Here is a 22,995-nt window from a genome sequence, read left to right as displayed (position 1 = left end):
GCCATGCCGCCAGCCGATTGTGCCCTGCCATCCCGCCGCACCCTGCTGAAAGGGGTGGCGGGCTGGGCCATGGTGCAGGGCCTGGGCTGGGTTGCGCCGGGCCAGGCGAAGCCCGCACGCCCCTTTGCGGCGGACACCGCCTGGGGCCTGCTGCCGCCCACCGCCACCCTGCCCGGCGGCCTGCGCATGCCCGCGCCCCTGCCCGGCGCCGCGCCACGCCTGCCGGTGGGTGAGCCGGGGCGCCTGTCGCTCGATCAAGGCTGGCTGTTTCACCTGGGCGATATTCCCTTTCCCGAACCGGCCGATCACAACGCCACCTATCTTTCCGTCAAGGCCGGCAACGCAAGCGGCGCGGCAGCGCTCGATTTCGATGCATCCGACTGGCAGAGCGTCACTCTGCCGCACGATTGGGCCAGCGCACAACCGTTTGATCGCACGGCCAATGTTTCACAAGGTTATCGCGCGCGCGGGATCGGCTGGTATCGCCGCCTCGTGCGGCTGGATCCGGCGCTGGAGGGCCAAAAACTCGAACTGCGCTTTGATGGCATCGCCAGCCATGCCACGGTCTGGGTCAACGGCAGCGAAGTGGCGCATTCGTGGTCGGGCTATACCGGCGTCACCATCGATCTCACCCCGTTTGCCCGCTATGGCGACGATCTCAACTGGATCGCGGTGCGCGCCGATGCCACCGTGCGCGAAGGCTGGTGGTACGAAGGCGCCGGGATCTATCGCCATGCCTGGCTGGTGGTGCGCCCACCGCTGCATATCGCCGCCGATGGCGTGCATGGCCATCCGGTGCAGGCGGCCGACGGCACCTGGCAGGTGCCCATAACCGTCACGCTGGGAAACCTTGCCGATGCTCCGGCCGGCGCCAGGGTGCGCGCCATGGTGCGCGATGCGCAGGGCCGTCTGCTGTGCCAGGGCACGGCGAGCGCGCAAGTGGCCGGCCTGGACCAGGCCGAAGCGAGCATGGTGCTGGCGCCACGGGGCGCGCCCGCGCTGTGGTCTCCCGATGATCCGGTGCTGCACGATCTGGTGGTGGAACTGGAACACGATGGCCCAGCGACGGGCCAGGTGATCGACCGCCGCACCGTGGCGATCGGCTTTCGCCAGATCCGCTTCGATCCCGCGCGCGGCATGTTCCTCAATGGCGTGGCCACCAAGATCAAGGGCGTGTGCCTGCATCAGGACCACGCCGGGGTGGGCGTTGCCGTGCCCGATTCCGTGGTGCTGTGGCGGTTGCAGCGCTTGAAGCAACTGGGCTGCAACGCCATCCGCATGACGCACGGCGCCTGCTCTGCCGAAGTGATGGACTGGTGCGATCGGCTGGGCTTCCTGGTCATGGCCGAAAACCGCCTGTTCAACCCCGCGCCCGACTATTTGGCGCAGCTGGAATGGCTGGTGCGCCGCGATCGCAACCACCCATGCGTGTTTGCCTGGTCGGTGTTCAACGAAGAACCGATGCAGGGCACCCATGCCGGCAAGGAAATGGTGCGCCGCCTGCGCGCGGCCGTGCGCCGGCTCGATCCGGCCCGCCCGGTGACCGCGGCGATGAGCGGCGGGTTCTTCAATCCCGAGAACGTCGGCCAGGCGGTCGATCTCATGGGCTTCAACTATTACCAGGGCGATTACGATCGCTATCACGCGCTGCATCCCGATCAGCCCATGCTGAGCAGCGAAGACACCAGCGCCTATGGCACGCGTGGGGCGTTCACCAGCGCGCCCGACGCCCACGTGATCACGTCGCTGGACAAGGAAGCGGCAGGCTGGGGCGCCACGCATCGCCAGTCGTGGCAGGCCATCGCCAGCCGCCCGTTCGTGGCGGGCGGGTTCGTCTGGACGGGCCTTGACTACCATGGCGAACCCACGCCCTATGCCTGGCCCAGCGTGGGCAGCTTCTTTGGCATCATGGACTTGTGCGGGTTTCCCAAGACCGCGTTCGGCATCCGCCAGGCGCAGTGGCTGGATACAGCGCCGATGGTGTGGATCGATCCGCACTGGACCTGGCCCGGCCGCGAAGGGCAACCGATCGAAGTCTTCGCCGTGACCAACGCGCCCGCACTGGAATTGCGCCTCAACGGCAAGACCGTGGCGCGGGTGGACAAGGCGGACCGGATCATGGGCCACACGTTCCACATCCCCTATCAGCCCGGCCGGATCGAAGCGCTGGCCCTTGATGGCGGCCGCGTGGTGGCGCGCATGGCGCACGAAACCGCGGGCCGCCCCATGGCCCTGCGGCTGACCCCGGCGCGCACGGCATTGGCGCGCGATGGGGCGGATGCCATGGCGATCACCATCGATGCGATCGATGCCGGTGGCCGCCATGTGCCGGTGGCGCAACATGGCATCGGCCTGTCCATACGCGGCGGCGCGATCATCGGGTTGGGCAATGGCGATCCCAACAGCCACGAAAGCGAGAAAGGCACCCAGCGCAGCCTGTTCAACGGCCTGGCCCAGGCGATCGTCCAGGGCGATGCCGGCCTGGTGCCATTGGTGTTGGAAGCGCACACGCCCGGCCTCACCCCCGCCCGGCTCACTTTGCCGCGCGAGGCGCGCGCCGCGCCGCCCGCCATGGCGGCAGAGGCACCGCGCCAGCGCGTGGAACGCTGGCTGCGTTCGCCCCGGCTGCCCGCGCGGCCCGATGCCACCCTGGCCCCGGCGGCGGGCGACAACAATTCATGGGACACCGTGGGCACGCCAGCCATGGAAAGCGGCCCGGCGGGCTGGCGCAGCTATCGCGCCACGATCACGCCATGGCGCGCAGTGGCGGCGCGTGGCGGGCAATTGCGCTTTGCCGGGCTGGCCGGGGCAGCGGAAATCTGGCTGGATGGCACGCTGCTGGCGCGCAAGACCGATCCAGCGCCCGCGGCGCTGGCCGTGACGGTACCGCCGGGCAACAAGCCGCGCGAACTCGTGGTGTTGATCCAGGCAGAGACCGGCCGCCCTGCCGGCCTGACCGGCAGCGTGGATCTTGCCCCGTAAGACAAGCGATCGGCACCGGTTTCAAAACGATGCCTTTATAATACCACTTTAATCTGTTGCAGCACGAAATGCGGCCACGCGGGCAGGATCAGTCCGCCGCGCGGGCTGGTCGGCGGCAAAGCCCAGCGCGACGAGGCGGGCAAGGTCTGCATCCGGACCCGGCCGCGATACCGCCACGCGGCACGAAGCGTGGAATTCCGTCACGCCCACAGCGCGCAACGCGGCCACGACGGCCGGATCCAGCCCGCCGCCAGCCATGATCGCAATGCGGCCGCGCGCGGCCTGTACCAGGGCGGCAAAGCGATCGACGGCGTCGCCCGCGCGGACAGCGCCGGCGGACGTGAGAATGCGATCGAACCCCAGTTCCACCGCCGCTTCCAGCCCTGCCAAGGGATCGTCCAGCAGGTCGAACACGCGATGCAGGGTAAGCGAAAGGGGAAAGCCACGGGCGGCACCGAGTTCGTGCGCATGTGCCACCCAGCCCGACAATGCCGCGCAATCAAGGCCTTCAGGCCCACCACCACCGATCACCGCACCGGCCAGCCCGGCCTGGGCAAAGCTGGTCAGATCGGCCCGCACCAGCGCGCGGTCTTGCGCGTCATAGCGGAAATCGCCGGGACGCGGCCGAGCCAGGGCATGGACCGGCAAAGGCTGGCGTGCCGCCAGGGCCACCAGCGAGGCGGGCGGCGTCAATCCACCCAGATCGAGCGCGGCACACAGTTCCACCCGCGCCGCACCGCCCGCCAGCGCCGCAGCCAGCCCCGCTGCATCTTCTACACAGACTTCCAGCATCGTGCCTCCCTGCCGCCATATCGGTTGCGCCATGCCTGCCGGCACCGCGAATCACACCTTGCCTGATGTGGCTTTGTTTTGGTCATGACCACGGCAAACCGAAAAAATTTTCGCGGCGCGGCCGATATGCCGCACCACCCATCGCACAGATTGCGCAGAACCCCTTAATTTTCCCACATTTTTTCAAGGTATTTCGGAACGCTGTGCCGCGCCGCCGATCGTGAAGTTTTGGTGGACATGCGGTTTCATTTAAGTGACATATTGCACGGCGGTTGGACTTAGATTGGTTACAAACCAAAATGAGGTGAACAGCCGCAGCAAGGTGAGCAAACACCGTTTCAGGGTTCAACAGCATCGTACCCGGACGACCGGGTGGGATTGGGGGTTCTAAGATGTCATTCTTCCGCGCAGCACTGCTTGCCACCACCGCAGCGTCGATCGTTTCGTCGCCGGCCATGGCACAGGACACCCAGGCCGCCGCACCGGCCAGCGCCGACGCCGCTTCCACCAGTGCAGACGCGACGCCCGCCGATGCCATCACCGTGACCGGCATCCGTGCCTCGCTCAAGAACGCGATCGACGTCAAGCGCAGCGCGATTGCTGTCATGGACGTGATCACCGCCGAAGGCGTGGGCAAGTTCCCCGATCGCAACGTGGCCGAATCGCTTTCGCACATTCCCGGCGTGGCGGTGGACCACCAGTTCGGCATTGGCGAGCGCGTGTCGATCCAGGGCACTGATCCGGCGCTCAACCGCATTTTCATCGACGGGCACTCGATCGCCTCGGCCGACTGGGGCGGTAGCCCGGGCGACGTGACCGGCCGCACGTTCAACTATTCGCTGCTCGCGCCCGAAGTGATCTCGCGCGTGGAAGTCTACAAGTCGCCCGAACCGTGGATCGACGAAGGCGCGCTGGGCGGCACGGTGATCGTGCGCACGCGCAAACCGCTGGACATGAAGGCGAACTCGCTGACCGGTTCGATCGGCGTCAACTACAACGACCGCTCCAAGATCGCCAATCCGCGCGGCTCGCTGATGTACAGCTGGAAGAACAAGGACGAGACGTTCGGCATCCTGGTTGCCGGCACTTATGACAAGGACTCGCTGGCCCGCGCCGGGATCGAATACTTCGGCTATTCCACCGGCAAGGACTTCCTGCAGAAGGATGCCGACGGCAACCTGCTGACCGACGCCAGCGGCAACTACATCCCCAAGAATTCGGCGCTCCAGGTCAATGGCGGCAGCCTTTCCGACCTGGCCAACTCGCGCTATCCCGCCGGGATCAACCACGCCTACTTCAAGCAGACGCGCCAGCGCATCGGCGGCCAGTTCGCGATCCAGTATGCCCCCAGCAGCGATTTCGAGCTGATCGCCACGGGCATGCACATCCAGGGCACCTACAACAACTTCTCGCAGTCGGAATTCATCTATCCGAACTACAACCCCGGCAACATCTCGTCGGTCACGCTGTCCAACGGCCTGATCTCCAAGGCGACGATGGCCGATGGCACCAGCACGCAGGCCGAGCTGGACATGAACTATCGCAAGACCAAGGTGACCAACGACAGCTATAACCTGGCGGGCACCTGGCGCCTGAGCGACAGCTTCACGCTGTCGGGCAACGGCGGCTGGAGCAAGGCGACCGGCGGCACCAACCCCGAATACCTGATGTCGCTCTATTCCAACGGCGGCTACACGTTCGACTACACCGGCTCGTCCACCAGCGTGAACTACAATACCGCGCCGACGAACACGAGCAGCTGGGGCCGCTTCTCCACCTCCACCCAGACCCTGCCCGATGGCAGCACGATCACCGGCTACCAGATCGGCGGCATCGCCACCTCGCGCCAGAAGGACGAGGAATTCTATGGCCAGCTCGACGGCAAGTGGGACGTGAGCGACGCGTTCTTCAAGGACGTGCGCATGGGCATCAAGGCCTCCAGCCACGAAAACGCGCTGACCGTCACGGGCTCGAAGGTGTTCTACACCGACCAGGTCTCGCTCAGCGATTTCACCACCCACCTGACGCCCTCGGGCCTGTTCAGCGGCCTCAATGACAACGGCAACTCCAACCAGTTCGCCACGCTGACCGAGCAGGGCGTGATCGACGCGCTGAACGCCGGCATCTATGTCGACACCGGCATCGACAAGAGCTCCACCTACAAGGTGCGCGAAAAGGTCGCCAACGCCTATGTCCAGCTCGACTTCGGCACGGGCCCGATCCACGGTTCGGGCGGCTATCGCATGGTCTATACCAGCGACCGGTCGAACTATTACGCCACCACCGACGGCGGCAACACCTATACCCCCACGGTGTCGAACAAGGACTACCTCAAGTTCCTGCCCAGCCTGAACCTGTCGTGGGACATCAGCGACACCTTCAAGCTGCGCGGCGCCGTGGCCCAGGTGATCGCCCGTCCGCGCTATGCCCAGCTGGCCGGCGCATTCAGCCGCAGCGACACGAACCTGACGGCGAGCACCGGCAACCCGGATCTCGATCCCTATCAGTCGACCAACTATGAACTGTCGGCCGAATGGTATTTCCGCCCCGGTTCGCTGCTGTCGGTGGAATACTTCCGCCGCGAGATCAGCTCGTACATTGTGACCAAGACCGTGTCGGAAATGCTCACCCCGCTGGGCAGCACCACGGCGCAGGAATACCAGGTGACCAAGCCGGTCAACGCCAGCAACGCCAAGGTCAACGGCGTGTCGGTGGGCTTCCAGACGCCGATCTGGGGTGGCTTTGGCATTCTCACCAACTACACCTTCGCCGATGCCAAGAGCGGCGTGGATGCCGATGGCAACGTGGTCAACCTGCCCTACCTGTCGAAGCACACGGTCAACGTGATCCCCTACTTCGAAAAGGACGGGTTCCAGGCGCGTGTCAGCTGGAACTGGCGCAGCGACTACTTCACCGGGGTGGGCCGCCTCAACTCGGTGGACAAGACCGCCGGCTATCACCAGCTCGACGCCTCGATCGGGTACAAGATCAACGAGAACCTGACCGTGCAGGCCAATGCCCAGAACCTGCTCGACTCCACCTACTTCTCGTACAGCGGCACCAAGTCGGCGCCGACCGCGTTCTACAAGAACGGCCGCGTGTTCGCCGCCACCTTGCAGTTCGCTTACTGAGCCGTAACCCCAGACCCCGCCGGCGCATGGCATGCTTCCTCCCTTGCCATGCGCCCCCTCGCAATGCCTGCCGGATGCAATGCACCGGCAGGCATTGTCGTGTCATGATCATCCAGCCATGGAATACGCCATGATCCCCCCAGCAAAGCTCCCCGTGGCCCGCCGCAGTCTGCTTCGCGCTTCGTGCCACCTGGCCCTGCTGGCCGGCACCGGCGCTCCCGCGCTGGCCGCGCCGCGCCGGCACGGCGGCGGCCGCAGCGCGCCCGGCACGCCCGATCTGTTCATCGGCACGGGCGGCGATGGGCACACCTTCCCCGGCGCCAGCCTGCCGTTCGGCATGGTGCAGGTGAGCCCGGATACCGACACCGCGCGGTGGGACACGTGCTCTGGCTATCACCATGGCGATGCGTCCTTGCTGGGCTTTTCCCACACGCATCTTTCGGGCACCGGCATTGGCGACATGCTCGACGTGCTGGTGGTGCCCGCGCGCGGTGCGCTGCGGCTCGATCCCGGCCCGCTCGACAAGCCGGAACAGGGCTATCGCCTGCGCTATGCCCGCGAAGACGCGCGGCCCGGCTATTACCGCGTCGCGCTGGAAAACGGGGTGACCAGCGAACTCACCGCCACCTTGCGCACCGGCATCCAGCGTCACGCCTATCCCGCTGGCGAAGGGCACCTGCTGATCGACCTGTCGCACCTGGTGCAGGACAGTTCGGACTTTCCCCCGCTGATCGATGCCGCCGCGCTGGAATCGCTGGACGATGGCACGCTGGTGGGCACGCGCCGCTTGTGGCGCTGGGCCAAGGGGCGGCAGATCTATTTCGCCATGCAATTCTCGCGCGCGCCCGCGCGCATCGATTTCTTTGCCGACGACAACGCCCCCTGCCCGCCCGGCACGCGCGCCATCACCGGCAAGCGCCTGAAAGCCGTGGCCTGGTTCCCTGATGCCGGCACGGCGCCGATCGTGGTGCGCACCGGCATTTCGGCGGTGGACGTAGCCGGCGCCCGCGCCAACCTGGCCACCGAAGCCGCGCACTTCGATTTCGATGCCTATGCCAAGGCGGCCCAAGCGGCCTGGGACGCAGAACTGGCGCGGATCACCGTGAAGGGCGGCACCGCGGCCCAACAGACCATCATGGCGACCGCGCAATACCATGCCGCGCTCGGCCCCACACTGCTGAGCGATGTGGATGGGCGCACCATCGGCCTCGACCGCCAGGTCCACACCCTGGCCCAGGGCGAAGCGGCCTATAGCGCCTATTCGCTGTGGGACACCTATCGCGCGTTCCATCCGTTGCAGACGCTGATCCGCCCGGCCCACGCCGCCACGATGATGGCCGACCTGATCCGCCAGACCCAGCAAAGCCCCTATGGCCCGCCGGTCTGGCCGCTGCAGGGGGTGGAAACCGGCTGCATGATCGGCTGGCATGCGGTGCCGGTCATGGCCGAAGGCATGGCCAAGGGCATCCCCGCCGATTACGCCGCCGCCTGGCCCGGCATCCGCCGCCGCGCGCTGGATTTCACCACGCCCACGCAGGACAATTCGCTGGGCATCCCGCTCTATGACCAGTTGGGCTATGTGCCGGCAGACCTGCTGTTTGAAAGCGTCAGCCGCACGCTGGAATACAGCTATGACGATTATGCCGCCGCTAAAATCGCGCGGGCCGCCGGCGCGGTGCAGGATGCCGCGCACCTGGAAAAACGCAGCGGCAACTGGCGCAATGTGTTCGACGCCAGCGTGGGCTTTGCCCGCCCGCGCCTGTCCGATGGCAGCTGGACCAGCCCTTATGACCCGGTGCAGCTGGGCCACTCGTCCAAATGGCGCGACTATACCGAAAGCAACGGCTGGCAGGCGACGTTCCTCAACCAGCACGACGTGCCTGGCCTGATGGCGGCGATGGGCGGCGAGGCAGGGTTCGAGGCCAAGCTCGACGCGCTGTTTGCCGCGCCTTCCACCCTGCCCAAGGGCGCCCCGCCGGATATTTCGGGCATGCTCGGGCAATATGCTCATGGCAACGAGCCTTCGCACCACGTTGCCTATCTCTATGCCTGGTGCGGCGCGCACTGGAAGACGCAAGCGATGGTGCGCCGCCTGCTCACCACGATGTACACCGACAAGCCCGACGGGATCATCGGCAACGACGATTGCGGGCAGATGAGCGCGTGGTTCATCCTTTCGGCGCTGGGCTTCTATCCGGTGGATCCGGTCAGCGCGGTCTATGTGCTGGGCAGCCCGCTGTTCGACGAAGCACGCGTTTCCGTTGGCGCGGGCAAGGAACTGGTGATCGAGGCGCGCGGCCAGGGGCCGGACAAGCCCTATTACGGCAAAGTGGAATGGAACGGCCAGCCGCTTGACCGGTGCTGGCTGCACCATGCCGAACTGATCGCGGGCGGCACCCTGGTGTTCCACATGCAGGCAGAGCCGGACAAGCGCTTTGCCAGCGCGCCGGCAGGCAGGCCGCAAGCCGCCTCGTGAGCGCCGCGCTCACTCTGCTAGCGCTGGCGGCGGCGCCCAGTATCGCCGGCGCCTGCGTGGTGGCAGACGGGCCGGCGCGGGCGGGGGCAGACCTGCTCGCCCGGCGGCTGCACGAGCGCGGGATCGATCCCGCGCCCGGTTGCCCGGTCACGCTGCGGTTCGAAACCATGCCCGCGCTGGGCGAAGGCTTTGCGATAGGCCGCCACGGGCGCACGATCATGGTGCAGGTGGGCCAGGCCCGCAGCGCCGCCTATGCCGCCGGGTGGATCCTTGGCCACATGCAGGAAACGCAGCTGGCGCTCTCCGGCCCGGTGCACAGCGCCCCGGCCATGGCTGTGCGCGGCGACCAGATCGGCATCCGCGCCAAGAACAACAGCTTCGATGCCTGGACCCCGGCGATGCTGGCGCGCCAGGTGGAAGACCTGGCGCTGATGGGCGCCAACCGCGTGCAACTGGTTGCCCCCGTTTCCGACGATGCCGCCGCCAGCCCGCTGGCCCCGGTGCCCGCGCGCGACGCAATCCTGGCCACGGCCCGCGCTGCCCAGGCCCTGGGCTTGCAAGTGGCGCTCTATTATCCCCTGTTGCGCGATTACTCCAAACCGGCGGACGTGGCCGCCGAACGGGCCGATTTCGCCGCGCTGATCGCAGATTTTCCCGCGCTCGATGCGGTCTATTTTCCCGGTGGCGATCCGGGGCACACGGCGCCCGCGCCGCTGTTCGCGCTGCTGGGGCAACTGGCCGTGCCGCTCCATGCGCGGTTCCGGCAGGCTGAAATGCTGGTATCCTCGCAAGGCTTCGATGCAGAGGGCTTCGCTGCCTTCGTGGCGCAAGTCCGCGCCCGCCCGCCCTGGCTTTCGGCGGTTTTCGTCGGGCCGCAGACCCGCGCCACCATCGCGCAGCACCGCGCCCTGCTGGCCGGCACAGTGCCGCTGGAGCTCTATCCCGACACCGCCCACGCCATGCACGCGCAACTGCCGTTGCAACGCTGGCACCCGGCCTTTGCGTTGACGCAAGGGCGCGAGCCGGTGAACCCGCGCCCGCACGCCATGGCCGCCGCCTTTGCCGACCAGGCGCCCGGCACGCGTGGCTTCGTCGCGTATTCCGAAGGGGTGAACGACGATTGGAACCTGGCGCAATGGCTGGCCCTGGCGTGGAACCCGCGCGCCCTGCCCCGCGCCATCGCCCTTGCCCACGCGCGCCGCTTCATCGGCGACGATCGCTTTGCCGCCCTGCCCCTGGCGCTGGAGCAGGGCTGGCGCAGCGATCCGGCGCGCAATCGCGCAATCGGCCGGACTCTGGCCGCCACCACCGCGCTGCGCCCCGCGCGCTGGGCCGATTGGCGGATCGACCTCTACCGCTATCGCGCGGTCTACGATGCCCTGGTGGCGCGCCGCTGGGCCGCCGCCCAAGCGGCTGATGCACTGGCGCGCGCGGCGCTGGCCCAAGCCCCACGCACAGGCAGCACGCGGGCGGTTGCCGCAGCCCGCCGCGCCTTTGCCCGGCCCGAAGCGCCCGCCACCCTGGCGCTGTACCACCGACTGGAAGCGCTGGCCGCGCGGCTGTGGGACAAGGCGCGGATGCAGCTCAGCGTCCCGCGCTATGGCGCGTCCAACTGGGAACGCGGCGCCAATCTCGACCGCGCCATGGCCGACCTGACCGACCGCGTGGCGCTCGCCCCGCGCATGGCCGCGGCGCTGGCCCTGCCCACCGAGCCAGCGCGAGCGGCGGCGCTGGCCGCACTGGCAGACCGCGCCGACCGGCGCCACGGCGCGCTCTATGACGATCTGGGCATGCCCGGCGCGCAGCCCCACCTGCTGCGCGGCGCAGGCGAACGGGCCGATCCGCAAGGCCGGGCCAGCAGCATCATCGGCGTGGCCGATCACCTGCCCGCCGATGGCTGGCCGCTCGCCACGCTGACCTATGCCGAAACGCTTTACGAAAATCCGCTGCGCCTCTCCTATCGCCTGCCGCGCGGGGGCGCCTGGTGCCTGCGCTTTACCTGGGCGGGCGAGGATTACTGGCGATCGATGGCGGTCCGGGCCAACGGGCAGGAAATTCTGCCGCCGCAAAACCGCGCCGCCAACCCGGCCTATGTCGAAGTGCCCATTCCCGCAGGCCTGACCAGCCGGGGCCGGCTTTCGCTGGCGTTCGTGGCGCGGGCGGGGGCGGGCGGCGGCGGGCGCGGGCAGCAGGTGGCCGAAACCTGGCTCTTGCGCAAAACACGCGCCTTGCGCTGTGACGGGCAGTGGACCGGACCATAAAGCCTTGACCTTCCCCCGATAGCGGACACAATCGCAGATGATGCTTGCCAGATTCCTTGCCTCCCGTTGCCGTGCCGCTGGCCTCACGCGTTTTCAACCGACCGCTTCGGCACTGGCTTTGGCCGGGCTGGCTGCCGCCTGGCCGTCGGGCGGTGCCCAGGCGGCCGATTCCCGGTTCGAGCTGATCGGGCCGGATATGAAAGTCATCGTCACCCGCAACGGCCAGGACCTGCCGCTGGGCAGCGTGCCCAGCCTGGCCGAGGGCGACTCCCTCACGATTTCGGCCGCGCTGCCGGGCGACCAGGGCGCGCACCTGATGGTGGTTTCGGCGTTTCTGCGCGGGGCCACCAATCCGCCACCGCGCGAATGGATCGGCGTTGCGCGGACCTGGAAAGACAAGGCGACCGAGCATTCGCTGAACCTGACCGTGCCCAAGGGCGCGCGGCAGATGGTGGTGCTGATCGTGCCCGAAACCAATGGCGCGCAAGGCACGCTGGTGGATGCGGTGCGTGGCAAGCCGGGCGAATTCGTGCGCGCCAGCCAGGATCTCAACCAGGCCTCGCTCGACCATGCGCGCCTCATGGCGTTCGTCGGCGCGGTCAATGGCGACAATGCCACCCATCCCGAAGACCTCAAGCGCATGGCGCCCACGCTGGCGCGCAGCCTGTCGATCAAGCTCAACGAGGATTGCCTGTCGAAAGTGGTGGACCAGCAGGCCTCGTGCCTGGTGGACGACCGCGACACCCTGGTGCTGAGCGACATCCACACCAATTCGCTGACCGACACGCTGACCGGCGCGCCCACCACGCTGGCGCTTTCGCTCAGCACCACCACGCAGGGCGGCGCGGGGGTCTACAGCCCCTATATCGGCGTGGTGCGCGATCTGGCCAAGGTGTTCGGCGCGTTCAGCAATCCGCAGTTCAACTACCTGCCCACCCTGTCGGAACTGCACGGGCCAACCGCCTCGCTCAAGCTCAATACCGCGCCTTCGTTCAACAAGCCCAAGTCGGTCATGGTCATGGCGATGCCGGCAATCGGCGCAGACAGCCCGCCGCAACTGCGCAATCCCACCAAGGGGCCGATCTGCGCGCGCGACAACAACCTGGTGCTGCCGGTCGAAGGGGCCCCGCTGGTCTTTGCCACCGGCTATGCCCACGACATGGCGGTGAAAGTGACCGCGCCCGATGGCTCCACGCGCGAATTTCCACTGCGCTCGCGCGCCGACCTGGGCGGTTATGCCGTGGTGGCCGACGCCCTGCCGCCAGGCGCGACGCTGGGCATGCACATGCACGGCCGCTGGGGATTCGATCCGTTCGATGGGCCCGACTATGTGGTGCAACGCCCCGATGGCGGCCCTTGGAAGACCGCGACCGGGGCAAGCGGCCCGCTGGTGGCCGGGCGCGACAATGACGTAACACTGGAAGGCGCGGCCCCTGGCTGCGTCGAAGATGTCAGCCTGCGCGTGGGCAACAGTGCAGTGGCGCGCAGCGTCACGTTCCGCGCCGTCGATGCCACGCACCTGGTCGTCACCGTGCCGCTGGCAGAAGGCGAGACCGGCGAATTGCACCTTGATGTGCGCCAGCAGGGCATGGGCACGCCGGCCAGCGTCACCTTGCGCGCGCGGGCGGAAACCAGCCGGATCGACGCGGTCGATATCCGCGCCGGCGACAGCGAGGCGATGATCACCGGGCAGCGGCTGGAACAAGTGGTCGCGCTGAGCCTGGGCGACGTGGAATTCCGGCCCGATGGCTTGACCCGCGACGGACGGATCGACCGCCTGCACCTGAGCACGGCCAACGGCGCGCGCACGGGCGACGCCGGCACGGCCGCCAAGGCGCAGATCAAGCTGGACGATGGCCGCGTGCAGGCCGTTTCGATCAAGATCGGCCCGGCCCGGCCGCGCATCGACCTGATCGGCCGCACGGTCAATGCCGCGCCGGTGCCGGCGGGCATCCGTTCATTGCGCTTTGCCGCCGACGACCTGCTGCCCGAAGACGCCGAACTGGTCTTTTCCGTGCGCGCCGGGGCCAACACCAAGCTTGCCAACGACGACGCGATCGAGGTGGCCCCGGCCAGCAGCCAGACCGGCCTGCGCCTGACCACGGCCAAGGGCCTCATGGCCAGCGATCCCACCGTGTTCGTCGCCACGATGCGCGCGGCCGATCTGCCCCCGGCCAGCTTTGGTCCATTGCGCTTTCGCCTGGTCAAGGGCGATGGCCAGTTGGGCAGTTGGCAACCGCTGGCCACGCTCGCCCGCCTGCCCCGCATCACGGGCCTTGCCTGCGACAGCGGCGGATCGCTGCCCTGCACGCTGACCGGGCGCAACCTGTTCCTGCTCGACGCAGTGGGTGCCGATGGCGATTTCGCCCGCGCGGTGACCGTGCAGCCCGGCTTTACCGGATCGAGCCTGAAAGTGCCGCGCCCGGCCGATGGCGCACTGCACCTGCGCCTGCGCGATGCGCCCCAGGCGCGGGTCACCCTGCCGATGAATTGAGGCTCGCGCGATGGACAGCCTTTTCAGCCGCCTTTCCGAAACCGTTGCGGGTGCCGCCACCACCGAGGAACTGACTCGGCCGTTGCTGGACCTGCTGCACAAGGTGACGGGGCTGGAAAGCACCTATCTCACGCGGGTGGACGAGGTGGCGGGCGTGCAGACCGTCCTCTATGCCAGCAATGCCAAGGCGATGAAAATTCCCGAAAACCTGTCGGTCCCTTGGGAAGATACGCTGTGCAAGCGCGCGCTGGACCAGGGGCACCTGGTCTGCACCGATGCCGCCGCCTGCTGGCCCGAAAGCGAGGCGGCGCGCGCCTTGGGCATCTGCACGTATGTCACCACCCCGTTGCGGCAAGAGGATGGCACGCTGATCGGCACGCTGTGCGCCGCCAGCAGCACGCCCACGCCCGTGACCGAGGAAGGGCGGCAGATCCTGGCCTTGTTCGGCGCGCTGATCCTGCGCCAGATCCAGCGCGAAGACCTGCTTGTGCAATTGCACGCCGCCAATCGCCAACTGGAGCGGCAATCCCACACCGATCCCCTCACCGGGCTGCCCAACCGCCGCGCCATTCTCAAGGAAATGGATGGCCTGTTTGCCATGGCGGCGCGGGTTGGGCGCGGGGTGCTGGTGGCGTTCATCGATCTCGACGGGTTCAAGCTGATCAACGACAGCTATGGCCACGATGCCGGGGACCGCTTCCTGATCGCGATCGGCGAGCGGTTGAAAGCCGGGCTGCGCAGCACCGATCATGTCGGCCGGCTGGGCGGCGATGAATTCGTGGTGATCGGCCTGGGCGCGCCGCTCGATAGCGACGCCACGGGCGCGATCCAGGCCTGGCGGGGGCGCCTGGCGCCGCTGCTATGCGGGCGGTTCGACCTGGCGGGCAGCGTCCTCGACTATCCCGGTGCCAGCCTGGGGATGATCAGCGTGGACCCGCGCGCCGCCACGCCCGACGATGCATTGCGCCTGGCCGATGCCGAAATGTATCGCGAAAAGCAGCGCCGCCGCGCGCTGGCGGGTTGAGGCGGCGCAGCGTGCGCTAGAGCGTCTTGATGATGGCTGAAAAATCCTTGTCGGCGTGGCCATCGGCGGCAAAGGCGGCATAGAGCTTTTCCGCCAAATGCCCCATCGGCACGGGCGCGCCGGCGTCCAGCGCGGCGCCCATGGCAAGGCGCAAATCCTTGAGCATCAGGGCCGTGGCAAAGCCGCCCTGGTAATCGTTGTCTGCCGGGGTTTGCGGCCCCACGCCGGGGACCGGGCAATAGCTGGTCATCGACCACGATTGGCCCGAGGCCTTGGACGCGATGTCGTAATAGGTCTGCAGGTCCAGCCCGAGCCGCTCGGCCAGGCGGAAGCTTTCGCAGGTGGCCACCATCGTGGCGCCGAGCAGCATGTTGTTGCAGATCTTGGCCGCCTGGCCGGCGCCGGCGCCGCCGGCATGGATCACCGCCTTGCCCATCGCCGCCAGGATCGGCTGCGCGGCGGCAAAGGCTTCGTCGCTGCCGCCGACCATGAACGTGAGCGTGCCGCCGCGCGCGGCGGCAATGCCGCCCGAAACCGGCGCATCGACGATGGGATGGGCAGCAGCACCCGCCACATCGGCCAGGTGCCGGGCGGTGGCGACATCGATGGTCGAGCAATCGATCAGCAAGGCGCCGGCCGGAGCCTTGCCGATGACCTCGTTCTCGATCACCTGGCCCACGATGGCGCCGTTGGGCAGCATGGTAACCACCACTTCGGCCCCGGCGACCGCCTCGGCCACCGTGGTGCAGGCCGTGCAACCGGCCTCCTGCGCGGCAGCCAGGGCCGCTTCGGAAAGATCGAAGGCGCGGACCACGTGCCCAGCCCTGGCCAGGTTGGCGGCCATGCCGCCGCCCATGTTGCCCAGGCCAATGAATGCAATTGCCGCCATGGCAGCCTCTCCCGTTATGTCTTTTTGTGGTTCAGCGCCCCTGCCACACGCCGGGACGCTTCTCGACGAAGGCCTTCATGCCTTCGGCCTTGTCCTGCGTGGCGGTGAGCACCTGGAACATGCGGCGTTCGGCCAGCAGGCCCTGGTCCAGCGTGGTTTCGAACGCCAGGTTGACCATTTCCTTGTTCATCAGCGCGGCCAGCGGCGGCATGGCGGCAATGGTCTGTGCCGCTTTGAGCGCTTCGGCCAAGAGATCGCCATGGGGCACCACGCGGCTGACCAGCCCGCCCCGCTCCGCCTCGGCGGCGTCCATCATCCGGCCGGTCAGGCACATGTCCATCGCCTTGGACTTGCCCACGGCGCGGGCCAGGCGCTGCGAACCGCCCATGCCCGGCGCCACGCCCAGCTTGATTTCGGGCTGGCCGAACTTGGCATTTTCGCTGGCGATGATGAAATCGGCCATCATCGCCAATTCGCAACCGCCGCCCAGGGCAAAGCCGTTGACTGCCGCAATCCACGGCTTGCGCGTGGCCTTGACCAGCTTGCTGGTCCAGCCTTCGAAAAAGTCTTCGGCAAAGAATTGCGCAGCGGGCTTGTCCGCCATTTCCTTGATGTCGGCGCCGGCGGCAAAGGCCTTGTCGCCGCTGCCGGTCAGCACCGCGCAGCGCTGCGCCGGATCGGCCTCGAACGCGGCAAAGGCGGCGATCAGGTCGGCCAGGACCTGGCTGCTCAGCGCGTTGAGCGCCTGGGGCCGGTTGAGCGTGATCAGCGTGACGGGCCCCTGGGTTTCGACCAGGATCGTTTCATAGCTCATAGCGGTGTCCATTCCTCTTGCTGCGGCAGGGGCGCAAAGATCGCATCGAGCGCGGGCGCCGCCACGCCTTCGGGGCTGGCAGGGTTCCAGCGCGGGGCATTGTCCTTGTCAACGATCACCGCGCGCACGCCTTCGGCAAAATCGGGCCGCATGATCATGCGCCCACCCACGCGGTATTCCATCGCCATGTTGGCGGCAAAATCGGGCAGCGCCAGGCTTTGCGCCAGTTGCCGCAGCGAAACCGCGCAGGAAAACGGCGATCGCGTGGCGAGCGTGGCCAGGGTTTCCTGGGCGAACGGCGCTGGATCGCGCGCCAAGGACGCCAGGATTTCGGGCAGGCTGTTGGCCAGGAAATGGCGTGCGATGGCAGTGGCCTGCGCGGCGATCGGCGCCGGGCCAGGCGTGCCGGCCAGCGCATCGAGCGCTTCGCCCACGTTTTCCCCGGCGGCAATGCGCGCCTTGGCCTGGGCCAGCGCCGGTTCTTCCAGATAGTGGGTGGCAAGGCCGGCCCACAGGCATTCCGCGCCATCGAGCCTTGCGCCGGTCAGCGCCAGGTATTGCCCCAGCCGCCCTTTCAGGCGCGAAAGATACCAGCCGCCGCCGACATCGGGAAACAGGCCGATCCCAGTTTCAGGCATGGCCAGGCGCGTCTTGGCCGTGGCCACGCGCCAGCGCGCGGGCTGGGAAATGCCTACGCCCCCGCCCATGGTGATGCCGTCCATGAAGGCCACCACCGGCTTTACATACGTGAACAGCAAGTGGTTGAGGCGATATTCGTGGAAGAAGAATTCGCGCGCTCGGGCGCCGCCGTCTTCCAGGGCGGAGCCGCGCAGCAGGGCGATGTCGCCCCCGGCGCAAAACCCGCGCGAGAGCTTGGGATCACCATCGGGCGCGGGCGCGTGGTCGATGATCACGGCGGTGATCGCCGGATCGTCTTGCCAGGCGAGCAGCGCATCGGTCATCGCCTTGACCATCGGCAGGGTCAGCGCGTGGATCGCGCGCGGGCGGTTGAGCGAGAGAATGCCGGCGCAGCCTTCGCGACGAACGATAACGTCCGGGGTCATTGCAGCAAGTCCCGGCCCACGATCATGCGCATCACTTCGTTGGTGCCTTCCAGGATGCGGTGCACGCGCAAGTCGCGCCAGAACCGCTCGATCGGATAGTCGCGCAGATAGCCATAGCCGCCAAACAGTTGCAGCGCGCGATCGACCACGGAGGAACCGGTATCGGTGGCAAAGCGCTTGGCCATGGCGGAAAAGCGCGTCTTGTCGGGCGCGCCGGCGGTGACTTTGGCGGCCGCCAGATAGAGCAGCGCGCGCGCTGCCTCCAGTTCGGTGGCCATGTCGGCCAGCACGAACTGGGTGTTCTGGAAATCGGCGATGGCGCGGCCGAACTGGCGGCGTTCCTTCACATAGGCGATGGCTTCATCCAGGCAGCGCTGCGCCCCGCCGAGCGAACACGCGCCGATGTTGAGCCGCCCGCCATCCAGGCCAGCCATGGCGATGCGGAAGCCCTGGCCCTCTGCCCCCAGCCGATTGGCCACCGGCACCCGCACGTTTTCCAGGATCACTTGCGCGGTGGGCGAGGCGTTCCAGCCCAGTTTGCGTTCCGGCGCGCCGAACGACAGGCCCGGCGTGTCCTTTTCCACCAGGACGCAGGAAATGCCGCGCGGGCTCTCGTCTCCCGTGCGCACCATGATCAGGTAGACATCGTTCACCCCGCCGCCGGAAATGAACTGCTTCGTTCCATTGAGCACATAGTCATCGCCATCGCGCCGCGCGGTGGTGGCAAGGGCGGCGGCGTCCGATCCGGAACCCGGCTCGGTCAGGCAATAGGACCCCAGCTTGTCCATCGCCACAAGGCCGGGCAGGTGCTGGGCCTTGAGCTCGGCCGAACCATAGCTGTCGAGCATCCAGGCGACCATGTTGTGGATCGACAGGAACGCGGCGGTGGTGGGGCAGCCATAGGACATCGCCTCGAACACCAGGGCCGCTTCCAGCCGGCCCAGGCCCACGCCACCCCCTGCTTCGGAAACATAGATCCCGCCCAGGCCCAGTTCGCCCGTGGCGTGGATCACGTCACGCGGGAACGTGTGGTCTTCGTCCCAGCGGGCAGCATGGGGGGTGATGGCGTCGGCGGTGAACCGGCGCGCCATGTCCTGAATGGCAAGCTGGTCTTCGGTCAGGGCAAATGCCTGAGACATCAAGGGCGCTCCTGCTCCCGCATCAAACGCGGTGTTTCTGTTTGGCGGCACCATGGCCCAGCGGGGGTATGGGCACAAATGCCTTTTTGGTCGCATCGGTTGTGCAAAAAAGGGGGCACGACCCTATGGTCGTACCCCCTTCCCGTGCATGCAACTGGCAGGTTTGTCAGGCGGCCGGGCGGCGCGCGTACCAACCATAGGATGCGATCACGGCATAGCAGGCGGCCGGAATGGCCAGCGCCAGCGCCAGGCTGTGCGTCACGTCGGCCACGCCGCCGGTCAGCAGCGGCAGGACCGCACCGCCGAAGATCGCCACGTTGATGATGCCCGAACCATCGGCCGCGCGCGATCCCAGCTTTTCGCAGGCGAGGCTGAAGATCGTGGGGAACATGATCGAGTTCATCAGGCCGATGGCGAGCAGGCTATAGCCCGAAACCACGCCGTTGGTGTGAGTAGACAACGCTATCAACACGATCGCGAAAATGGCGTTGAATGCGAGCGCCTTGCCCGGCGAAACCTGGCGCAGCACGGCCGAACCGATGAAGCGGCCGACCATCGCCCCGCCCCAGTAGACGCTGATCAGCTTGCCCGCCGCGGCTTCTTCCAGGCCCATGACATGCGCCTGGCGGAGATAGTTGACGATGAGCGAGCCGATCGACACTTCCGCGCCGACATAGAGGAAGATGCACAGCGCGCCAAAGCCGAAGCGCGGACGCTTGAGCAGGTCGAGCCCGGCAAGGCCGCCGCTTTCGGTGTGCTTTTCCACGGGCAGGCGGTTGCGGAACGACCAGACCACGGCCGCCACGATCGCCAGCGCGATGGCCAGGCCGATGTAACCCTTGACGATCGCGCCGCTTTCCGCCGTGCGATAGGCATCGAGCGCGGGGCCGGTGAGATCGGCCGCCGAAACCTTGGCCAAGCTGCCCAGGATCAGCGCGGCGCCGAACCAGGGAAACAGCGTGGTGCCCAGCGAATTGAACGCCTGGGCAAAGGTCAACCGGCTCGATGCGGTGCGTGCCGGGCCGAGCAGCGAGATCAGCGGGTTGGCCACGACCTGGACCACCACCACGCCACTGGCCAGCACGAACAGCGCCAGCAGGAACACGCCATAGGTGGCGCTTTGCGAGGCAGGAATGAACAGCAGGCAGCCGGCCATCATCGTCAGCAGGCCGACCACGGCGCCGCGCATATAGCCGATGCGCTTGACCAGGCGGGCGCCGGGAATGCCGATGACGGCATAAGCGGTGAAGAAGCAGAACTGCACCAGCATCGCCTGGGTGTAGTTCAGCGTGAAAAGCTCCTTGAGCTTGGGAATGATCACGTCGTTGAGCGACGTGATCCCGCCGAAGATGAAGAACAACCCAATGACGAAGACCTGCAGTTGCGGGGCGTCGATATGGGCGGCTCCGTCCGGGCCGTCGGGATGGGCGCCCGCAGCAAGATCGGGGGCAAGGGCCATTATGATTTCTCTCCTAACGCTCCCTCACGCCTTTGGCGGGCAGGGAACGACGCTTCCAGTTGCCTCTACGCGCACATTGCTGAGCGTCACGACGAACCCCTGCGGCGCCGTGATCCGAAGCGGCGTGCCGACCTGTTTCAGATCAGCACCGGCATCGGCGAAACAGCGCAACGGAATGCGTGTCTGGGTAACGGCCCCCTGCGGCGCAAGACGCAGGAGCGATGCCACATCCAGGCTGCCCGTGCCAACCGAAACCTTGATCGGCCCGGCCGGCAGGGCATCGATCCGCCATTCCAGCCGAACTTCAAAGCCTTCATCAGCCTGGCGGGTGAGATCGACCGGCGGCCCGTCGATGGCAAGCGCGCCCGGTGCGGCCCAGGTGAAGCGCCGCGCATCTTCCTGCGCGGCCAGATCGACCGAGCGCGCGGTGACGGCATTGTCCAGCCCCAGGTGCCAGGGCGACGGCGCCACGCCACGGTTGAACCACAGGTTGTCGCTGGCCGCCGCCGAAAGATCGACACGCGGATCCTCGTTCACCGCGCCCACCGGTGCGGGGTGGGCATAAGTCAGGCCATAGCCTGCCGGGAACAGCGGCGCGGCGATGGGAGAGCGCGCATCGGCGGGCCAGGGGAACGGCAGGGTGCCGGCAAAATCGCGCGCTGGCTGGCCATCGGCCCTGGCCACCAGAACATCGGCCACCCCGGCCCCCTGCGTGCCGGGCAACCAGGCAGCGACGAAGGCATCGGAGGCGTTGAGCAGTGGCCCGGCAAACAGCGGGCGGCCAGAAAGGAACAGCGACACCACGGGAATGCCTTGGGCCTTGAGCCGGGCGACCAGCGCGTCTTCGCCATGGCGCGGGCGGAACGCCAGGTTGGCCACGTCGCCCTGGAATTCGGCGTAGGGCGCTTCACCATAGACGACCACGGCCACATCGGGCCTTTGCGCGAACTGCCCATCGGGCGCGAGGGTGGCCGTGCCGCCCACTTTGGTCAGCGCATCGGCCAGGGCGCGCCCGATGGTCTGGCCGCGCGGGAAATCGGCGGCGGTGGTGTCGGTGCCCTGCCAGGTGATCGTCCAGCCGCCCGCCTGCATCGCCATGGAATCGGCCCCCGGCCCGGCGATCAGGACTTTGCCGCCGGGCTTCAACGGCAGGACGCCGCCGTTGTTCTTCAGCAGGACCAGCGACTTGGCCACCGCCTCGCGCGCCACGGCGAGATGGGCCGGCGCGCCCAGTTCGCCCGCTGCGCCGCGCTGGATCGGCGCCGCGCCCATCAGGCCCAGCTTGAACTTCACGCGCAGGATCCGGCGCACGGCATCGTCGATCCGCGCCATGGGGATCGTGCCCCGCTGCGCCTGGGCCAGGGTGGCATCGAACAGGCCCTTCCAGCTGTCAGGCGCCATCGCCATGTCCAGCCCGGCGTTGAAGCTGGACGCGCACGACGTGACCGTGCAGCCATCGACCTGGCCATGGCCGTTCCAATCGCCCACCACGAACCCGCCAAAGCCCATGCGGCCCTTGAGCACATCGGTGAGCAGGCTGCGATTGCCGTGGTTCTTGACCCCGTTCCAGCTGGAAAAGCTGGCCATGACGGTCAGCGCGCCGGCATCGATCGCGGCGGGATAGCCCTGGGCATGGCGGGCGACGAGTTCGGTTTCGGACACGCGGGCATCGCCCTGGTCCTTGCCATCGTGGGTGCCGCCATCGGCCAGATAGTGCTTGGCCGTGGCCGCGACATGGGCGCCATCCACCGCCTTGCCGGCGCGCAGCGGCCCCTGCAGGCCCGTGACCATTGCCCGGCCATAGGCGGCAACCAGCGCCGGATCGGCGGCATAGCCTTCATAGCTGCGGCCCCAGCGCAAGTCCTGCGGCACGGCGAGCGTGGGGGCGAACGTCCATTCGATGCCGGTGGCCGCGATCTCGGCCGCCGTGGCCGCGCCGATGCGCTGCACCAGCGCGGCATCGTGCATCGCGCCAAGGCCGATATTGTGCGGAAAGATCGTGGCGCCGGGCAGGTTGCTGTGGCCGTGGACGGCGTCGACGCCGAAGATGATCGGGATCCCCGCCCCCGCCTTGGCCGAAGCGGCGCGATATTCGCCCACCAGGCGCGCCCAGTCCGCCCCGCTGGCGCGCTCGTTGCCATAAGGGCCGCTGTTGCCGCCCGCCAGGATCGAGCCGAGCGGATAGCGCGCCAGATCGGCCGGAGTGACCGCGCTGATATCGCCCTGGATCATCTGGCCGATCTTTTGCGCCAGGGTCATGCGCTTCATCAGCGCGGTGATGCGCGCTTCGGTGGCGGGATCGGTGATGGCGGCCGGGCTGTGCGCGGCGGGCCATTGTGCGGGATGGGCGACAGCCTCCTCTACCGGCGCGGCGGCGGCGGGGGTGAAAGGCGCCAGCAGGGCCAGGAAAGCAGGGGCGGCAAGCAGCGCGGGGCGCTTGGTCATGGGTATCATCCTCTCGTTCGCGCGA

Annotated in this window: 14 protein-coding genes; 6 read left to right on the top strand and 8 right to left on the bottom strand. The window is 67.7% G+C overall.

Features of this window, described 5'->3' with window-relative positions; translation table 11 throughout:
• Positions 1-3: 3 nt before the first annotated feature.
• Entirely contained in the window at positions 4-2,982 is a 2,979-nt protein-coding gene (gene galA / locus FHT19_RS01430; protein ID WP_248290222.1) for a beta-galactosidase GalA, read from the top strand.
• Positions 2,983-3,030: 48 nt separating this feature from the next.
• Here the strand turns inward: galA and FHT19_RS01425 are convergent, their stop codons facing one another.
• Both FHT19_RS01425 and FHT19_RS01420 read right to left on the bottom strand, forming a co-directional pair.
• On the bottom strand, positions 3,031-3,774 hold the full coding sequence (locus FHT19_RS01425; protein ID WP_169473521.1) for a copper homeostasis protein CutC: 744 nt from the start codon (positions 3,772-3,774) through the stop codon (positions 3,031-3,033).
• A gap of 82 nt (positions 3,775-3,856) precedes the next feature.
• Entirely contained in the window at positions 3,857-4,231 is a 375-nt protein-coding gene (locus FHT19_RS01420) for a hypothetical protein (RefSeq protein ID WP_169473519.1), read from the bottom strand.
• Here FHT19_RS01420 and FHT19_RS01415 point away from each other — a divergent pair.
• From FHT19_RS01415 to FHT19_RS01395, 5 genes are all read left to right on the top strand, one after another.
• Positions 4,230-6,905, top strand: coding sequence for a TonB-dependent receptor (locus FHT19_RS01415; RefSeq protein WP_169473517.1), 2,676 nt, complete (start codon positions 4,230-4,232; stop codon positions 6,903-6,905). The two genes, FHT19_RS01420 and FHT19_RS01415, sit on opposite strands and share 2 nt — an antisense overlap.
• Positions 6,906-7,035: 130 nt before the next feature.
• Positions 7,036-9,381, top strand: coding sequence for a GH92 family glycosyl hydrolase (locus FHT19_RS01410; RefSeq protein ID WP_211184799.1), 2,346 nt, complete (start codon positions 7,036-7,038; stop codon positions 9,379-9,381).
• Positions 9,378-11,642, top strand: a complete 2,265-nt coding sequence (locus FHT19_RS01405; RefSeq protein WP_169473513.1) for a hypothetical protein — start codon at positions 9,378-9,380, stop codon at positions 11,640-11,642. The genes FHT19_RS01410 and FHT19_RS01405 overlap by 4 nt, the downstream gene beginning before the upstream one ends.
• Before the next feature lie 37 nt (positions 11,643-11,679).
• Positions 11,680-14,136, top strand: coding sequence for a hypothetical protein (locus FHT19_RS01400; RefSeq protein ID WP_169473511.1), 2,457 nt, complete (start codon positions 11,680-11,682; stop codon positions 14,134-14,136).
• 10 nt (positions 14,137-14,146) lie between these two features.
• Positions 14,147-15,160, top strand: coding sequence for a sensor domain-containing diguanylate cyclase (locus tag FHT19_RS01395; RefSeq protein WP_169473508.1), 1,014 nt, complete (start codon positions 14,147-14,149; stop codon positions 15,158-15,160).
• Between the two features lie 16 nt (positions 15,161-15,176).
• Here FHT19_RS01395 and mmsB read toward each other — a convergent pair whose 3' ends face one another.
• From mmsB to FHT19_RS01365, 6 genes are all read right to left on the bottom strand, one after another.
• Complete coding sequence (mmsB, locus tag FHT19_RS01390) at positions 15,177-16,067, bottom strand: 3-hydroxyisobutyrate dehydrogenase (protein WP_348981776.1); 891 nt, start codon at positions 16,065-16,067, stop codon at positions 15,177-15,179.
• A 13-nt stretch (positions 16,068-16,080) separates the two neighbouring features.
• A complete protein-coding gene (locus FHT19_RS01385) occupies positions 16,081-16,863 on the bottom strand; it encodes an enoyl-CoA hydratase-related protein (RefSeq protein ID WP_168554041.1) in 783 nt (260 codons plus the stop codon).
• On the bottom strand, positions 16,860-17,927 hold the full coding sequence (locus tag FHT19_RS01380) for an enoyl-CoA hydratase/isomerase family protein (RefSeq protein ID WP_169473507.1): 1,068 nt from the start codon (positions 17,925-17,927) through the stop codon (positions 16,860-16,862). Before FHT19_RS01380 ends, FHT19_RS01385 begins: the two co-directional genes overlap by 4 nt.
• Positions 17,924-19,066, bottom strand: a complete 1,143-nt coding sequence (locus FHT19_RS01375) for an acyl-CoA dehydrogenase family protein (RefSeq protein WP_169473505.1) — start codon at positions 19,064-19,066, stop codon at positions 17,924-17,926. Before FHT19_RS01375 ends, FHT19_RS01380 begins: the two co-directional genes overlap by 4 nt.
• Before the next feature lie 166 nt (positions 19,067-19,232).
• Positions 19,233-20,525, bottom strand: coding sequence for a sugar MFS transporter (locus FHT19_RS01370; RefSeq protein WP_168554038.1), 1,293 nt, complete (start codon positions 20,523-20,525; stop codon positions 19,233-19,235).
• 24 nt (positions 20,526-20,549) lie between these two features.
• Complete coding sequence (locus tag FHT19_RS01365) at positions 20,550-22,970, bottom strand: glycoside hydrolase family 3 protein (protein WP_169473503.1); 2,421 nt, start codon at positions 22,968-22,970, stop codon at positions 20,550-20,552.
• Positions 22,971-22,995 lie beyond the last annotated feature (25 nt).

The sequence above is a fragment of the Novosphingobium sp. SG919 genome, assembly GCF_012932495.1.
Classification (GTDB): domain Bacteria; phylum Pseudomonadota; class Alphaproteobacteria; order Sphingomonadales; family Sphingomonadaceae; genus Novosphingobium; species Novosphingobium rhizosphaerae.
This window is presented reverse-complemented; position numbering and strand designations above follow the sequence as displayed.

What these genes read in the sequence shown, in the direction of transcription:
- galA (WP_248290222.1), top strand. Translation starts at nt 4, where the DNA reads ATGCCGCCAGCCGATTGTGCCCTGCCATCCCGCCGCACCCTGCTGAAA.
- FHT19_RS01425 (WP_169473521.1), bottom strand. Translation starts at nt 3,774, where the DNA reads ATGCTGGAAGTCTGTGTAGAAGATGCAGCGGGGCTGGCTGCGGCGCTG.
- FHT19_RS01415 (WP_169473517.1), top strand. Translation starts at nt 4,230, where the DNA reads ATGGCACAGGACACCCAGGCCGCCGCACCGGCCAGCGCCGACGCCGCT.
- FHT19_RS01420 (WP_169473519.1), bottom strand. Translation starts at nt 4,231, where the DNA reads ATGGCCGGCGACGAAACGATCGACGCTGCGGTGGTGGCAAGCAGTGCT.
- FHT19_RS01410 (WP_211184799.1), top strand. Translation starts at nt 7,036, where the DNA reads ATGATCCCCCCAGCAAAGCTCCCCGTGGCCCGCCGCAGTCTGCTTCGC.
- FHT19_RS01400 (WP_169473511.1), top strand. Translation starts at nt 11,680, where the DNA reads ATGATGCTTGCCAGATTCCTTGCCTCCCGTTGCCGTGCCGCTGGCCTC.
- FHT19_RS01395 (WP_169473508.1), top strand. Translation starts at nt 14,147, where the DNA reads ATGGACAGCCTTTTCAGCCGCCTTTCCGAAACCGTTGCGGGTGCCGCC.
- FHT19_RS01385 (WP_168554041.1), bottom strand. Translation starts at nt 16,863, where the DNA reads ATGAGCTATGAAACGATCCTGGTCGAAACCCAGGGGCCCGTCACGCTG.
- FHT19_RS01380 (WP_169473507.1), bottom strand. Translation starts at nt 17,927, where the DNA reads ATGACCCCGGACGTTATCGTTCGTCGCGAAGGCTGCGCCGGCATTCTC.
- FHT19_RS01375 (WP_169473505.1), bottom strand. Translation starts at nt 19,066, where the DNA reads ATGTCTCAGGCATTTGCCCTGACCGAAGACCAGCTTGCCATTCAGGAC.
- FHT19_RS01370 (WP_168554038.1), bottom strand. Translation starts at nt 20,525, where the DNA reads ATGGCCCTTGCCCCCGATCTTGCTGCGGGCGCCCATCCCGACGGCCCG.
- FHT19_RS01365 (WP_169473503.1), bottom strand. Translation starts at nt 22,970, where the DNA reads ATGACCAAGCGCCCCGCGCTGCTTGCCGCCCCTGCTTTCCTGGCCCTG.